Source organism: Streptomyces sp. ISL-11 (assembly GCF_018614525.1).
Classification (GTDB): Bacteria; Actinomycetota; Actinomycetes; order Streptomycetales; family Streptomycetaceae; genus Streptomyces.
In genome coordinates this window covers 36,517-51,331 of record NZ_JAGGOL010000027.1, presented here as the reverse complement: position 1 = coordinate 51,331, position 14,815 = coordinate 36,517, and the positions used below count along the sequence as shown (strand labels likewise).

Below are 14,815 nucleotides of genomic sequence, written 5' to 3'. Positions count from 1 at the left end.
CATGACGACCACCACCGTCCAGCTGATCGAGGAACGCGTCCGGAGCGCCCCCGGCAGGACCGCCGTCATCTGCGGCACCACCCGCCTCACCTACGGCGAGCTGTGGGGGCAGGCCACCCAGGTCGCGCAGGTCCTGGCCGGGCGGCCCGACACCGAGCGGACCGTGGCCCTCCTGGGGCCGGGCACCGCGGAGTTCATGACGGCGGCGCTCGGCGCCTGGATCGCCGGCCTGGCCTGGGTCCCCCTCGACCCGAGACTGCCGGCGGAGCGCGTGCGGCACGTCCTCACCGACACCGGCGCCGGCCTGGTCCTCGACACCGGCACCACCGCGGCCGTCGGCACCGGCCTGCCGACGCTGCGCGTCGACACCCTCCCGCACCGGGCCCCCGAGGAGCCCGTACGCCCCCGGGCGACCGGCGCCGACCCGGCCTACATCATCTACACCTCGGGCTCCACGGGCGTCCCCAAGGGCGTCCGCGTCTCCCACCACCCGCTCGCCGTCTTCCTCCGAGCGGCCGTCGGTGCCTACGACTTCACCGACACCGACGTGGCGCTCTCCTTCGCCTCGCCCGGCTTCGACGCCGCCGTCGAGGAGATGTGGGCGCCCCTGGTCGCGGGCGGCACGGTACTGCTGCGCGGCGCGGCCCTGTGGACCGGTCCGCAAATGTTCGAGCGGGTCCGGACGCACGGCGTGACCTTCGTGCTGTGCACCACCGCCTACTTCGAGGCGTTCTTCGGCGAGGAGCTCACCGACGCCGACGTGGCCGCGCTGGGCGGGCTGCGGGGCATCGTCTTCGGCGGTGAGGCCGTCAGCCCGGCCGTGGTGCGGCGCTGGTCCAACGGACCCCTCGGCCGGATCCCGGTGTGCAACACCTACGGACCCACCGAGACCGTCGTCACCGCCACCCTCCACTGGATCCACCAGGGCTGGTCCGGCGGCGACCGCGTCCCCATCGGGCACGCCATGCCCGGCCACGAGCCCGTCGTCCTCGACGAGGACGGCAAGGGCGCGGCCGTCGGCGAGCTCTACCTCGGCGGCCCGTGCGTCGCCGACGGCTACCTCGGCCGCCCCGACCTCACCGCCGAACGCTTCGTACGGCTGCCCGGCCGCGAGGGGATCCACTACCGCACGGGCGACCTCGTCGAGGTGGGCGAGGACGGCGCGATGCTCTTCCTCGGCCGCGCGGACCGGCAGGTGAAGGTCCGCGGCTTCCGCATCGAGCTCGAAGAGATCGAGGTGGCCCTGCGCGGCCTGGGGCAGGTGCGCAACGCCGTCGTCGCCCTGGAGAAGGGACCCAGCGGCCGCGACCGGCTCGTCGCCTACGTCGTACCCCAACAGGGCGGTCCCGGCCCGGACTTCGTGGCCGGCATCAAGGCCGCCCTCGGGGCCAGGCTGCCGGTCTACATGGTGCCCGAGGCGGTCGCCGTACGGGAGGAGCTGCCGCTCGGCGTCACCGGCAAGGTCGACCGGGCACGGGTCGCGACCGGGGCGGGGCCGGCATGACCGGGACCCAGGCCAGCCCCCTCGCGATCGTCAGCGGCGGCACCCGGGGCATCGGGCGCACCCTGAGCGAGCGCCTCGTCAAGCTCGGCCACCGCGTCGTGGCCCTCTACCGCTCCGACGAGACCGCGGCCCGCGCCCTCCGCGACGACCTCGGGCCCGCCGTGCACACCGTGCGGGCCGACATCGCCGACGCGGACGCCGTCCGTGCCGCCGTCGCCGCCGTCACCGGCGCGCACGGCGCGCCCGCCCTGCTGGTGAACAACGCCGGCATCAACATCGACAAGCCGTTCCTGGAGATCACTCCCGAGGAATGGCGCCGCGTCCTGGACACCAACCTCTCCGGCGCCTTCCACCTCACCCAGGCCGTCGTGCCCCACATGCTGGAGCGCCCGGACGGCGGCAACGTCATCAACATCGGTGCCACCACCGGCATCCGCCCGCGCACCGACGGCGCCGGCTACTGCGCCAGCAAGGCCGGCCTGCTGCACCTGACCAAGTGCCTGGCCCTGGAACTCGCCCCCCGGATCCGCGTCAACTGCCTGATCCCCGGCATGACCTGGACCGAGGAGCTCGTCGAACGCTTCCACCTCGACGACCCCGTCGCCCGCGAGTCCGTCCTGCGCCAGATCCCCCAACGACGTATCGGCTCCACCTCCGACATCGCCGACGCCCTCGAATTCCTGACCGGCGCCTCCAGCGCCTACATCACGGGGCAGAAGCTGATCGTCGACGGTGGCCAGTTCATGTGGTAGGAGACCCATGCCCCCGTCCGTAGAAGAGGCTGCAGAAGAGACCGTCCGGGCCGCCCGGACCGCGAGCGAGACCGCGCCGCCGGTCGGCGACCCCGCCTATCAGCGCTACTGCCGCACGCTCGCCGAGCGGCTGCGGGAGGACTGGCCGGCCATCCTGAAGGCCAACGCCGAGGACGTCGGCGCGGCGACCTCCCGCGGCCTGCCCGCCACGATCGTCGACCGGCTCCGCCTGACCGACGACCACCTGGAGGTCCTGGAGCGGCTCGCCGGCGCGGTGCACGACGCGCTGCCCGCCGCCACCGCCAAGGGCCCGGAGACACCGGTCGGCGAGTGGGGCGTCCGCCGCCAGGTGCCCAAGCCGCTGGGCGTGGTCCTGATGGTCTACGAGGCCCGGCCCACCGTCACCGTCGAGGGCGCCCTGCTGAGCGTCGGCACCGGCAACGCCGTCCTGCTGCGCGGCGGAAAGGAGATCGCTGCCACCAACACCGCCCTGGCCGCCACCCTGCGCGCCGCCGCCGAACGCGCCGGCCTGCCCGCCGGCATGGCCACGGTCCTCGACGACCCCAAGCGCGCGCAGCTCCGTTGGCTCCTGGCCCACCCGGACGCCGTGGACGTCCTCATCCCCCGCGGCAGCCCCTCCCTGATCGACTACTGCCGCACGGCGACCTCCATCCCGGTCATCGCCAGCGGCGGCGGCGTCAACCACCTCTACGTGCACCGCAGCGCCGACCTGGAACGGGCCGCCGCGATCGCCCTGGACAGCAAGGTCGGCGAGCCGACCGCCTGCAACACCCTGGAACTGGCCCTCGTCGACTCCTGCGTCGCCGAGGAGTTCACCGCCCGCCTCGCCGAGGCCGCCCAGCGCGAGAGGCACCCCACGACGCTCCGCGTCGACCCGGGGCTGGGGCCGGTCGCCGCCGGCGACATGGTGCGCGTACAGCCCCTGGAGGAACACGACCTGGGGCGCGAGTTCCTCGACCGGGCGGTCGGCGTCCTGGCCGTCGACGGCCTCGACGAGGCGGTGCGGCACATCCGCCGGTACGGCTCGGGCCACACCGAGGGCGTCGTCGCCGAGGACCGGGGCACCCTCGACGCCTTCGTCGCGCGCGTCGACGCCGCCACGCTCGTCACCAACGGCTCGCTGCGCCTGCACGACGGCCCGACGATGGGGCTCGGCCCCGAACTGTCCATCAGCACCGGGCGCCTGCACGTCCGCGGCCCGGTCACCCTGGGCGACCTGCTCACCCGCAGCTGGCTGATCTCCGCGCGCGGCACCCTCCGCGACGCCCCGCGATGAGCCCGTACCCGCACCCCGTCACCCACGGCCCGCACACAGAAGGGCACACCTCCGTGCCGAGCGACACCACCGCGACACCGGACCCCACCCTGATCAGCGCGTCGGTCAAACGCGTCCTCATCACCGAGTCCCGGATCTCCGTCACGCCCGACGCGGTCCCCGACGACGAGCCGCTCAACGGCGGGCTCCTGAAGGTCAGCTCCCTGGGTTTCCTCGGCATGCTGATCCGGCTGGAGGACGACCTGGGCGTCGAGCTCCCCGACGACCTGTTCGTCGGCCGGACCTTCCACACGGTGCGCGACATCATCGACCTCGTCACCACGGCCGCCGAGGGGGACGCGTGAGCACCGCCGGCGTCCCGGCCGCCTGGCGCAGCGTCCTGCCACACCTGGACGACGCGCTGCCCGCCGACCTCGCCCCCGAGCGCGCCCCCGACGGCTCCGGCGTGCACGTCAACCTGCCGCTCGAACTCGTCCGGCAGAGCATCCAGCCGCGCGACACCTGGGCCATCCCCGAGGAGGTCGTCGCCGCCTACCGCTCCTTCCGCCCCACTCCGCTGTGGCGGGCCGCGGGCTTCGAGCGGGCGATCGGCGCGAAGGTCCCGGTGTACGTGAAGTACGAGGGCGGCAACATCTCGGGCAGCCACAAGCTCAACACCGCGCTGGCCCAAGCGTATTACTACCAGCGCGCCGGGATGACCGAGCTGGTCACCGGCACCGGGGCCGGCCAGTGGGGCACCGCCCTGGCCGCCGCCTGCGCGCTGTTCGGCCTGCGCTGCACCGTCTTCATGGTCGGCACCAGCCTCGGCAGGAAGCCCTACCGGGGCGTGCTGATGCGCATGCTCGGCGCCGAGGTGCACGCCAGCCCCAGCACCCTCACCGAGGTCGCCCGCGCCGACGACGGCACCCGGGGCAACAGCCTCTCGCTGGCCATCGGCGAGGCCGTCGAGTACGCCGCAGGGCGGCAGGGCACGGCCTTCTGCATCGGCAGCGGCGAGACGTACAGCATCCTGCACCAGTCGGTGATCGGCCTGGAGGCACAGGAGCAGCTCGCGGCGCTGGAGTGCGAGGCCGGCACGGTCGTGGGCGCGGTCGGCGCGGGATCGAACTTCGGCGGCATCGCGCTGCCCTTCTTCGCCGACGCCCGGGCGCGGGGGCAGGAGCCGCCCCGGCTGGTCGCCGCCGAGTCCGCCGCGAGCCCCAAGCTCAGCAAGGGCGTCTACGCCTACGACAAGACCGACGCCACCGGCGCCGGCCCGCGCGAGGCCATGTACACCATCGGCAGCGACTACCGGATCCCCGACGCGCACTCGGCCGGGCTGCGCTTCCACGGCGCCGCGAAGGTCATCTCGGCGATGCGCCACGCCGGTCACGTCGACGCCGTGGCCGTGGGCCAGGTCGAGGCGCTGGAGGCGGGGCGGCTGTTCACCCTGCACGAGATGGTGCTGCCGGCGCCCGAGTCCGGGCACGCCCTCGCGGTCGCCGCGCGGCTGGCCGCCGGGGACCGGGGCGACGGGCGCGGGGTGCTGGTCTGCCTGAGCGGCCACGGCTATCTCGACCTGGGCGCCTACCAGCAGCTGCTGGCCGGTGAGCTGTCCGATCCCGACCCCGACCCGGCCGCCCTGCTCGCCGCGACCAGCGGCCTCCAGCGCGCCGGTGCCCGCCCGGAGGTCCTCGCATGAGTCCCGTCACCCACCCGGCCGAGCTCCTGGACTGCCTCCAGACGAACCTGGCCCTGCTCGCCGACCGGCTGCACGGCCCCGGCACCTCCCTCCGCCTGGGCGCCCCACTGCGGCTGCGCACCCGCACCGGCGACCACGGCCTGCCCACCGTCGAGCCGACCCTCGACCAGCACACGGCCGACGCCTGCACGCTGCTGGGCCTGGCCGTGGCCGAGCACCGCACGGCGGGCCCGGCGGCCTTCGGCACCGGCCGCCCGGTGTACGTGGTCGCGGACGCCTTCCACCTGCCGTGGGTGCCCTACTTCGGGCAGAAGCACATCGAGCACAGCTTCGTCGCGGAGGCGACGGACGGCGGCGTCACGATCAGCGACGCCTACCACAACGAGACCCCGTGGGGCCCGGCCAGACCGCTGACCCGCGCCTACCGCGCGGACGAGCTGGCGGCGATCCTGGAGGGCGTCCCCGGCGGATTCGAGATCATCGAGTTCGCCCCGGCACCGCTCGGCCCCGCCCCGGACCCGGCGGTCGGGTTCGGCCCCCGGGACGCCGAGGACTACGTCCGCGCGTACGCCGGGCACCCCGACCGCGCCGCCGCCCTCGACCGGTTCACGCTGGAGACCTGGCTGCTGGCCCGCTCCCGCCGCCTGCACGCCGCCTTCCTCGAAGCGCGCGACGGCGGCGTGAGCACCGCGGTCCACCAGCACCTGGCGACCTGGAACGCCCTGGTCGAGCACGCGTACCTGGCCTTCCGCCGGGTCTCGCGCGGCCACGCCGAACCACCGGGACTCCTCATGCGCGCGGCCGCGTTGCTGCGCGCGGACGTCACGCTGTTCGCCCGCCCGGCGGGGGAGGGCGACGTGCGCGACGCCGTACGGGCGACCGTGGCCGCCGTCCTGGACGTGCCCGCGCCGCGCCTGGAGACCGAGCCGCTGACCGCGATCCCGTCCTTCGGCTCCTTCCGGATGGTGGAGATCGTGGAGCGACTGGAGAAGGACTTCGCCGTCGAGTTCGACGCGGGCGACCTCGTACCGGAGAAGCTGCACAGCCTCGACTCGCTGTGCGCGCTCGTCACCGGCGCCCTGGCCGGCACCGGGGAAGGAGACCGCCGTGGCGCCTGACCTCGCCCCGCTCCTGCACGGCCTGCTCGACACCGCCGCGCACGACCACCCGGACCGGCCGGCCGTCTCCGACCGGACGACGACCGTGACCTACCGCGAACTCGCCGCCGCCTCGCGCCGCGTCGCGGCCTGGCTGGACGGCCAGGGCCTGACCGCCGGCGACCGCGTGGTGGCCGTCTGCCCGCCGTCGGTGCCCGTCGCCGCCCTGGTCTTCGGCGCCGTCCGGCACGGCCTGGTCTTCTCCGTCCTGCACGAGCAGGTGCGCGGATCGGCCCTCGACCACGTCCTCGGCGACTGCGAACCCGCCCTGCTGATCAGCGACGACGCGGCGGCCCGGCAGGCCGCCGGCGAGCGCGGCATCCCCGCCCGCACGGTGGGCGCCCTCGCCGGCGCCATGACGGACGGCGCCGAATCCGCCGGCCCGGCCCGCGCCCCGCTGACCGTCGACCCGGTCTGCCTGATCTACACCTCCGGCACCACCTCCCGGCCCAAGGCCGTGGTCAGCACCCACCAGCAGGTGGTCTTCGCCGCGCGGGCCATCCAGGAGCGGCTGGGCTACCGCCCGGACGACGTCGTGTACTGCCCGCTGCCACTCTCCTTCGACGTCGGCCTCTACCAGCTCTTCCTCGGCGCCTGCGCGGGCGCCCACGTCCACCTGGGCGACGCCGCGCAGGCCGGGCCCCTGCTCGTACGCAACCTGGCCCGTACGGACGCGACCGTACTGCCGGCCGTGCCCGCCGTCGCCGAGGGGCTCGCCCGGATGCTGCGGCGCGGCACCACCGCGCTGCCCCGGCTGCGGCTGCTCACCAGCACCGGCGCCGCCATGCCGCCCGAGGCGCTCGCCACGCTCCGCGAGCGGCTGCCGGACCTGCGGGTGCAGCTGATGTTCGGCCTGACCGAGTGCAAGCGCATCGCGATCATGCCGCCCGACGGCGACCTGGCACGCCCCGGCGCCTGCGGGCTGCCGCTGGCCGGGACCGAGGTGTTCACCGTCGACGACAAGGGCGGGCGGCTGCCGCCCGGTGAGCTCGGCGAGTTCGTCGTGCGCGGCCCGCACGTGATGGCCGGGTACTGGCGGCGGCCCGAGCTGACCGCCGAGCGCTTCCTCCGCGACGAGGGGCTGTTCCCGCAGCTGCGGACCGGCGACTACGGCTGGATCGACGACGACGGCTATCTGTACTTCGACGGCCGCCGGGACGACATCTACAAGGAGCGCGGCTTCCGCGTGAGCACCACCGAGGTGGAGTCGGCCGCCCGGCGGGTGGCCGGAGTGGAGTCCGCCGCCGTGCTCGCCCCCACGCAGGAACGTTCCGCCGCCCTCGCCGTCGTGGGGGACGTCCGGCCCGAGGAGGTGCTGGTGGCGATGCGCGAGGAGATCGAGGAGTTCAAGATCCCCCGGCGCTGCGCCGTCCTGCCCGCCTTCCCGCTCAACGGCAACGGCAAGGTCGACCGCAAGGCCCTCGCCCTCCTCCTGGCGAGCGAGGCCCTCCATGGCTGACCCCACGGCCGCCGAGCGCGCGCTGCGCACCACCGAGACCCCGGCGTACGTCTACGACCTCGCCGAACTCCGGGCCAACCGGCAGCGCCTGCGCGCCGCCCTGCCCGGGGCCACCACCCTCTACTACTCCCTCAAGGCCAACCCGCACCCCGCCGTCCTCGCCGAGCTCCGCCGGGGCGGCCTGCTGCCCGAGGTCTGCTCGCCCGGCGAACTCGCGGCCGCGCTCGACGCCGGCTGGCCGCCGGACACCCTGCTCTACACCGGGCCGGGCAAGCGCGACACCGACCTCGCCCTCGCCCTCGACCACGGGGTGCGGCACTTCTCCGTGGACTCCGCGCACGCCCTGGACCAGTTGGACGCCGCCGCCGGCGCCCGCGCGGCCCGGGTGCGCTGCCTGCTGCGCGTCAACGACAGCCGGCCCGTACCGGGCCAGGGACTCGCGATGACGGGCGTCACCTCCCAGTTCGGCGTGGACACCGACGACGTGCTCGCGGCACCGAAGGACTTCGCCGGACGCGAGTACGCCCAGGTCGTCGGCCTGCACCTGTACATGGGCACGAACATGAGCGCGGTGGACGAGCTGCTCGGCCAGTTCGCGCACGCGCTGGCCACCGCCGGCCGGCTGCGGCGCGCCCTGGGCGAGCACGGCGTGAGCCTGGACGTGCTCGACCTCGGCGGCGGTTTCGGCGCGCCCTTCGCCAAGGACGGCACCGCCCTGGACCTCGGCGGGCTGCGCGCCGGCCTGGAGGAGCTGCTGGACCGCGAGGTCCCCGGCTGGCGGGACGGCGGGCCGGAGATCGTCTTCGAGTCGGGGCGCTACCTCGCCGGCACGGCCGGCACGCTCGTCACCACCGTCCTCGACGTCAAGACCTCCCACGGCCGGCCGGTCGCCGTCACCGACGCCGGCATCCACCACCTCGGCGGCATGTCGGGGCTGCGCCGCCTCCCGCTGCTCAACCCCCGGCTGCTGACCGGTGACGACGCCGCCGGGCGCGGCGAGGAGCGGCCCACCGTCGTCGCCGGCCCGCTGTGCACACCGCTGGACACCTGGAGCAAGAACGCGCCCCTGCCGCCGCTGCGGCCCGGGGACCGGCTCCGGGTCCCCAACACCGGGGCGTACGGGCTCTACGCGAGCCTCGTGGCGTTCCTCGGCCACCCGCCGCCGCTGGAGGTCGTCGTCGACGGCGACCTGCCGGGCCCCGAACCGCTCCACGTCTCCCGGCTGGAACTGCGCCGGACGACCGCAACCGAACCGGAAAGGTGCTGACCTCCATGGACACCCGATTCACCGAGATGCTCAAGCCGTTCCTGCCCTTCCTGAAAGACCAGCCCATCACCGACGCGACGCCCCTGCGCGACCTCGGCCTGGACTCCATGCAGGCCATCGAGCTGATGTTCGCGATCGAGGACACCTTCGGGGTCGAACTGCCCGACGAGGCCCTCAGCGAGCAGACGTTCAGTACCGCCGGGAACCTGTGGCGCACGGTCGCGGCCGCCCTGCCGTCCGGCGAGCCCGGGACGGGCGTCCTCACCGGAGCCGATGCCCAGTGAGCGACACCGTGACCACCACGCCGGCCACCCGCTCCCCGTTCGCGGGGGCCGTGGAGCAGGTGCGGGCCGTGGCCGGGAAACACGCCGAACAGACCGACGAGAAGGCAGAGTTCCCCCTGGCGGCACTCGGCAAACTGCGGGAACAGAAGCTGCTGGGGCTGCTGGTCCCCGCCGGGTACGGGGGACTCGGCGGGACCGTCGACGACATGATCGACGCCGGTATCGCGCTCGGCCGCGCCGACATGTCCGTAGCGATGATCTTCACCATGCACTGCCAGCAGGTGGCGGCACTCGTCCGCCACGCCGGCCCCGGGCTCGCCGGCGCACTGCTGCCGCGGATCGCCGCCGAGCAGCTCTACCTGGCCTCGGTCACCACCGAGGCCGGCAAGGGCGGCCACCTGCTCAGCGCCACCTCGCGGCTCACGGCCGAACCCGGATGGCTGGACATCGACCGCACCGCGCCCATCGTCACCGGCGGCCTGCACGCCGACGGCTTCCTCATCACCATGCGCAGCCCCGACGCCGAGTCGGACAGCAGCGTCTCTCTGGTGTACGCCGACCGCGACCAGCTGACCGTCACGCCCTCCGGCGACTGGAACCCGCTCGGCATGCGCGCCAGCCACAGCACGGCCCTCCACCTCACCGGCCGCGTCCCCGACCACCAGGTCGTCGGCGAGCACGGCGCGTTCCGCGCCATCGTCCTCGACACCTTCGGACCCCTGGCCCACCTGGGCTGGTCCGCGAGCTGGCTCGGCACGGCCACGGGCGCCCTCTCCCGCGTCCTGCGCACGCTCCGCAGCCCCGCCGGCCGCAAGAGCGCCGACCTCGAATCCGAGCTCCTGCTCACCCGGCTCTCCCGCGCCCGGCAGCGCCTGGACACCGTGCACGCCCTGCTGCGCCACACCGCCGCCGCGGTGCGCGCGGCGGACGGCGGTGACGCCCTCACCCGCCCCTCCTGCCAACTCCTCCTCAACGCCCTGAAGATCACGGCGTCCGAGGAGTGCCACCGCGCGGTCGAGGACCTCGTCGACGCCGTCGGCCTGCGCCACGGCTACCTCAAGGACTCGCCCACCGGCCTGGAACGCGCCCTGCGCGACCTCCGCTCGGCCCCGCTGAACTACAGCAACGACCGGCTGCACCTCGCCGACGGCTCGCTCGCCCTGCTCGACCCCGGGGTGAGCTATGCCTGACACTCCCCTGCTCCTCGACCCGGCCGCCGCCGACGTCGACGGCCTCCTGGCCGACGCCCTCGCCGCACTGCCGGACGACGCCGACGCCCGGCGGACCGCCGCGGCCCTGGGCGCCGCCGGAGCCCTCGCCCGGCTCTACGCCGGCCTGCCCGCCGGGCGGCTCCACCCCGTGCCGCTGCGCAAGCTCCTCGCCGCGGCCGAGGCCCGGGGCCGCCAGGGCACCGTCCTCGCCCTGTGCGTCCAACTCGCCTCCGCCCTCCCGCTGCTGGCCGAGGGCGCCGCCCGCTCCGCGCCGGCCGCCCGCACCCTGAGCGCGGTGACCGCCGGTGAGGAGCTCCTCGCCCTGGCCGCCACCGACGAGAGCGCCGGCTCGGACCTGACCGCCCTGACCACCGAGGTGGACCTCGGCGAGGACACGCTGACCCTCCGGGGCACCAAGCGCTGGGTCACCTCCGCCCTCACCGCCGGCCACGCGCTGGTCCTGGCCCGCCACCGCGAGGGCCGCCACTTCACCAGCTTCACCTGGGTCCTCGTACCGCTGTCGGCGCCCGGCGTGACCGTACGGGCCGTGGAGACCGAGCTGTTCGAGGGCGCGGGCCTGGGCCACATCGAGCTCGCCGGCGTCACCCTTCCCCGCGACCACCTCGTCGGCCGGCCCGGCATGGGCCTCGCCCTCTTCGCCCGGCACATCGCCACCGAGCGGCTCGCCTCGGCGGCCTGGGCCATCGCGCTGTGCCGCCGGGTCCTCGCGGACACCGAACGGCGCCTGGCCGGGCGCACGGTCGACGGCGAGCCCCTGTCCCGGTCGCCGCTGGTACGCCACCGGCTGGCCGGCTGCGCCGTCGAGGTCAGCGCCCTGCACGCTCTGTGGACCCAGCTCCACGAGAGGATCGCCACCGACCGCGACGGCACCGCCGCCGCCCTGCTCAAGGCGGCCTCCGGCACCACCGTCGAACACGTCCTCGCCGTGTGCGGCCAGCTCCAGGGGGCCGACGGCTTCGGTACGGACGGGGTCCAGCGGCTGCGCGCCGAGTCACAGGTCTTCGGCATCGGCGGCGGGACGACCGAGGTCGTCCTGGGCACCGTCGCCGACCGCCTCGACGCCGTCCTCGACGAGCTCGCGCCATGACCGGCACCCGCTGCGAACCCGCCCCGGGCGTATGGATCGCGGCCGGCCACGGCCACCCGCCGGCCGGCCTGTGCACGCCGGCCGACCGGAGCGCCGCGCTGCGGCTGGCACCCGCGCGGCGCGCGGAACACCTCGCCGGGCGGGCGCTGCTGCGGACCCTGCTGGCGGAACGGTTCCCCGACGCCCGCGACGCCGACGTCGTGCACACCGCGAAGGGCCGGCCCGAGCTGGCCGGCCACCCGGACATCGGCATCAGCGTCAGCCACGACGGCGACACCGTCGCCGCCTGCGCCGCCCGGCACCGCGCCGTGGGCGTCGACGTCCAGCACCCACCCCGTACCGTGGCCGACTCCCTGCTGCGCCGGTGCGTCCGGGCCGGGGCCGAGGACCTGGCCCGGCTGCCGGCCGGGGAGCGCGCCCGCGAGTTCACCTGGGTGTGGACCGTGCAGGAAGCGTGCGTCAAAGCCGAGGGGACCGGTCTGTCCGGCGCCCCCTGGGCCGTCGACGTCCCCGCGCCGGCCGCGTCCGGCACCTGGGGCGCGTACACCTGGACCACCCTGCGCACCCACTCGGCCACCCCGCTGAGCTGCGCGTTCACCACTGTGCCGCGACGGCACGCACGCCCGGAGGCGGCATGACCGAACCGCTGGAACTGAGCTGCTACACCGCGAACCTCGTGCCCTACCTGGAACGCGGCGCCCCCACCGTCCGCGACGACCTCGCGGCCGTCATCGGCCTGTCCGTCCGCACGGCCCCGCCCGGCGGCACCCTCGCCTTCGCGCACCATCCGCGCGTCGACGCCTGCGGCCTGGCCTACCGGTCCGCCGACGACTGGCCCACCGCGCGCGCCGCGCTCCAGGCCGAGCTCGCGCGCCTCGGCCGGGTCCTCGTCGTCGGCAACACCCGGCACATGCCCTGGTCGCCCTCCCGCCAACAGGCCGCGACCCCCCACTGGTTCGTCCTCCACGGGCACAAGAGCGGCCGGTGGCTCGCGAAGGACCGCTTCGCCGCGCTCACCCCGCACGGCGAGCAGATCCCGTACGCCGGAACGCTCACGGACGCCGAACTGCGCGACGTCCTCACCCCGCTCGGCGAGGCACCGCCCGAGATCCGCAACCGCGACCGCTACGCACTGGGCGAAGCCGTCGAGCTGCCCGCCTACTCCGCCTACCGCTGGCTGGAACCGGCGGACGCCACCGCCCCGGCCCGCCCGCCGGGGGACACCTGGGTGCACGGCCTCCTGCCCGCCCTCGAACACCTCGCCACCGCGCTGAGCGGCGACGACGAGGCCCTCGCCCGGCACGCCGACGACCTCTGGACGGCCGCCCGGCACCAGCGCTTCCGGCTCGCCCGCCGCACGGCGGCCGGCCTCCTGGACCCGGAGGCGGCCTCGCGCACGGCCGCCGCCTGGGAGGAACTCCCGCGCGCGATCCGCTTCGCCGCGGCCTCCGCGGCGCGCGGCAGGCCGCGCCACGCACTGATCGAGAAGACGTTCGCCCAGGTCGTCGACGCCGTCCGGACCCTGGAGCAGAGGAGGCCCGCCCATGTCGCCTGACCGCACGCTGTACGAGTGGTTCGCCCGGTCGGCCCTGCTGCGTCCGGCCGCCACGGCCCTGGAAGTGGACGGCCGGTCCTTCACCTACGCCGAACTGGAGGACCTGTCCGGGCGGCTGGCCGGGCGGCTGGCCGAGGCCACCGGCGGGGCCGCACCGGGGCGCGTGGGCCTGCTGGCCGCGCGCACGGCCACCGCGTACGCCGGCTACCTCGCCGTCCAGCGGCTGGGCGCCGTCGTCGTACCGCTGAACCCGGCGTTCCCCGACGGGCGCAACGCCGCCATCGCCGCCGCGGCCGGCGTCGGTCTGGTCCTGGCCCAGCCGGACCTCGCGGACGCCGGCCTGTCCGTGCCGGTCCTGGCCGCGGACGCCAGGACCCCACCCGCCGAGGCCCCGCCGGTCCACCGGCCGCGCACCACCGACCCCGCCTACATCCTCTTCACCTCCGGCTCCACCGGCACCCCCAAGGGCGTGCCCGTCACCCACCGCAACGTCTCCGCCTACCTCGACCACGTCATCGACCGGTACGAACTCGGCACCGGCTCCCGGGTCTCGCAGACCTTCGACCTCACCTTCGACCTGTCGGTCTTCGACCTCTTCGCCACCTGGGGCTCGGGCGCCACCCTCGTCGTCCCCGGCCGCGCCGACCTCATGGCCCCCGCCCGGTTCGTCAGCCGTGAGCGGATCACCCACTGGTTCTCCGTCCCGTCGGTGATCTCCCTGGCGGCCCGCCTGCGCGGACTGCCCGCCGGCGGCATGCCGACCCTGCGCTGGAGCCTGTTCTGCGGCGAGCCCCTGACCGTCGCCCAGGCCGACGCCTGGCGCGCGGCGGCACCCGGCAGCGTCCTGGAGAACCTCTACGGGCCCACCGAACTCACCCTCAGCTGCGCCCAGTACCGGCTGCCCGCCGACCGCTCGGCGTGGTGGGAGCCGGCCAACGGCACCGTCCCCATCGGGGAGCTGCACCCCGGCCTGGAACAGCTCGTCGTGGGCGAGGACGGAGCGGCCGCCGAGGAGGGGGAGCTGTGCGTGCGGGGGGTGCAGCGGTTCCCCGGCTACCTCGACCCGCGCGACAACGAGGGCCGGTTCCTGCGCTACGAGAACGGCCGGGCGCACCCGGCCGGCGCGGCGGAGCTCCCGGACGAGGCGCTCTGGTACCGCACGGGCGACCGCGTGCGCGCCGGAGAGGCGGGCCTGGTCCACCTCGGGCGGCTCGACCACCAGGTCAAGGTGCGCGGCTACCGCGTCGAACCGGGCGAGATCGAGGCCGCGTTGCGCGACCAGGCCGGCGTGCTGGACGCGGTCGTGGTGGCGGTCGAGAGCCCGGACGGCGGGCACACGCTGGAGGCCGCCTGTACCGGGAGCGGCACCGAACCGTCCGTACTCCTCGCGGCCCTGCGCGACCGGCTGCCCGCCTACATGGTCCCCGCCTCGGTCACGCTCCTGGAGGCGCTCCCGCTCAACGCCAACGGAAAGGTCGACCGCCGCGCCCTGCGGAGGGTCCTCGTGTCCGCCCGGTCCGGCTCCGTCCGTACCCCGTGA

The 14,815-nt window shown here is 75.2% G+C and carries 14 protein-coding genes; all 14 read left to right on the top strand.

What is annotated here, in order from left to right; translation table 11 throughout:
• Position 1 precedes the first annotated feature (1 nt).
• Genes J7E86_RS07165 through J7E86_RS07100 form a run of 14 tightly spaced genes read left to right on the top strand, consistent with a single transcriptional unit; the run spans position 2 to position 14,815 of the window.
• On the top strand, positions 2 to 1,504 hold the full coding sequence (locus J7E86_RS07165) for an amino acid adenylation domain-containing protein (RefSeq protein ID WP_215080660.1): 1,503 nt from the start codon (positions 2 to 4) through the stop codon (positions 1,502 to 1,504).
• Positions 1,501 to 2,256 (top strand): SDR family NAD(P)-dependent oxidoreductase, encoded by a 756-nt coding sequence (locus J7E86_RS07160; protein ID WP_215080659.1) that lies wholly within the window; start codon positions 1,501 to 1,503, stop codon positions 2,254 to 2,256. Before J7E86_RS07165 ends, J7E86_RS07160 begins: the two co-directional genes overlap by 4 nt.
• A 7-nt stretch (positions 2,257 to 2,263) precedes the next feature.
• The gene (locus J7E86_RS07155; protein ID WP_215080658.1) at positions 2,264 to 3,553 is read left to right on the top strand and encodes a glutamate-5-semialdehyde dehydrogenase; all 1,290 of its coding nucleotides are present in this window, start codon (positions 2,264 to 2,266) and stop codon (positions 3,551 to 3,553) included.
• Positions 3,550 to 3,897, top strand: a complete 348-nt coding sequence (locus tag J7E86_RS07150; RefSeq protein WP_251018776.1) for an acyl carrier protein — start codon at positions 3,550 to 3,552, stop codon at positions 3,895 to 3,897. The genes J7E86_RS07155 and J7E86_RS07150 overlap by 4 nt, the downstream gene beginning before the upstream one ends.
• A complete protein-coding gene (locus tag J7E86_RS07145; protein WP_215080657.1) occupies positions 3,894 to 5,234 on the top strand; it encodes a TrpB-like pyridoxal phosphate-dependent enzyme in 1,341 nt (446 codons plus the stop codon). Before J7E86_RS07150 ends, J7E86_RS07145 begins: the two co-directional genes overlap by 4 nt.
• Entirely contained in the window at positions 5,231 to 6,352 is a 1,122-nt protein-coding gene (locus J7E86_RS31570; protein WP_215080656.1) for a phosphopantetheine-binding protein, read from the top strand. The genes J7E86_RS07145 and J7E86_RS31570 overlap by 4 nt, the downstream gene beginning before the upstream one ends.
• Entirely contained in the window at positions 6,342 to 7,850 is a 1,509-nt protein-coding gene (locus J7E86_RS07135; RefSeq protein ID WP_215080655.1) for a class I adenylate-forming enzyme family protein, read from the top strand. The genes J7E86_RS31570 and J7E86_RS07135 overlap by 11 nt, the downstream gene beginning before the upstream one ends.
• Positions 7,843 to 9,117 (top strand): alanine racemase, encoded by a 1,275-nt coding sequence (locus J7E86_RS07130; protein ID WP_215080654.1) that lies wholly within the window; start codon positions 7,843 to 7,845, stop codon positions 9,115 to 9,117. The genes J7E86_RS07135 and J7E86_RS07130 overlap by 8 nt, the downstream gene beginning before the upstream one ends.
• 5 nt (positions 9,118 to 9,122) lie before the next feature.
• Positions 9,123 to 9,401: a phosphopantetheine-binding protein gene (locus J7E86_RS07125; RefSeq protein WP_215080653.1), complete on the top strand. Its 279-nt coding sequence runs from the start codon at positions 9,123 to 9,125 to the stop codon at positions 9,399 to 9,401.
• Positions 9,402 to 9,409: 8 nt separating this feature from the next.
• The gene (locus J7E86_RS31790) at positions 9,410 to 10,591 is read left to right on the top strand and encodes an acyl-CoA dehydrogenase family protein (protein WP_215080652.1); all 1,182 of its coding nucleotides are present in this window, start codon (positions 9,410 to 9,412) and stop codon (positions 10,589 to 10,591) included.
• Positions 10,584 to 11,720: an acyl-CoA dehydrogenase family protein gene (locus J7E86_RS07115; protein ID WP_215080651.1), complete on the top strand. Its 1,137-nt coding sequence runs from the start codon at positions 10,584 to 10,586 to the stop codon at positions 11,718 to 11,720. The genes J7E86_RS31790 and J7E86_RS07115 overlap by 8 nt, the downstream gene beginning before the upstream one ends.
• Positions 11,717 to 12,358, top strand: a complete 642-nt coding sequence (locus J7E86_RS07110; protein ID WP_215080650.1) for a 4'-phosphopantetheinyl transferase superfamily protein — start codon at positions 11,717 to 11,719, stop codon at positions 12,356 to 12,358. Before J7E86_RS07115 ends, J7E86_RS07110 begins: the two co-directional genes overlap by 4 nt.
• Positions 12,355 to 13,275 (top strand): hypothetical protein, encoded by a 921-nt coding sequence (locus tag J7E86_RS07105; protein WP_215080649.1) that lies wholly within the window; start codon positions 12,355 to 12,357, stop codon positions 13,273 to 13,275. The genes J7E86_RS07110 and J7E86_RS07105 overlap by 4 nt, the downstream gene beginning before the upstream one ends.
• Positions 13,265 to 14,815 carry an amino acid adenylation domain-containing protein gene (locus tag J7E86_RS07100; RefSeq protein ID WP_215080648.1) on the top strand — a complete coding sequence of 517 codons (1,551 nt, stop codon included), beginning with the start codon at positions 13,265 to 13,267 and terminating at the stop codon, positions 14,813 to 14,815. The genes J7E86_RS07105 and J7E86_RS07100 overlap by 11 nt, the downstream gene beginning before the upstream one ends.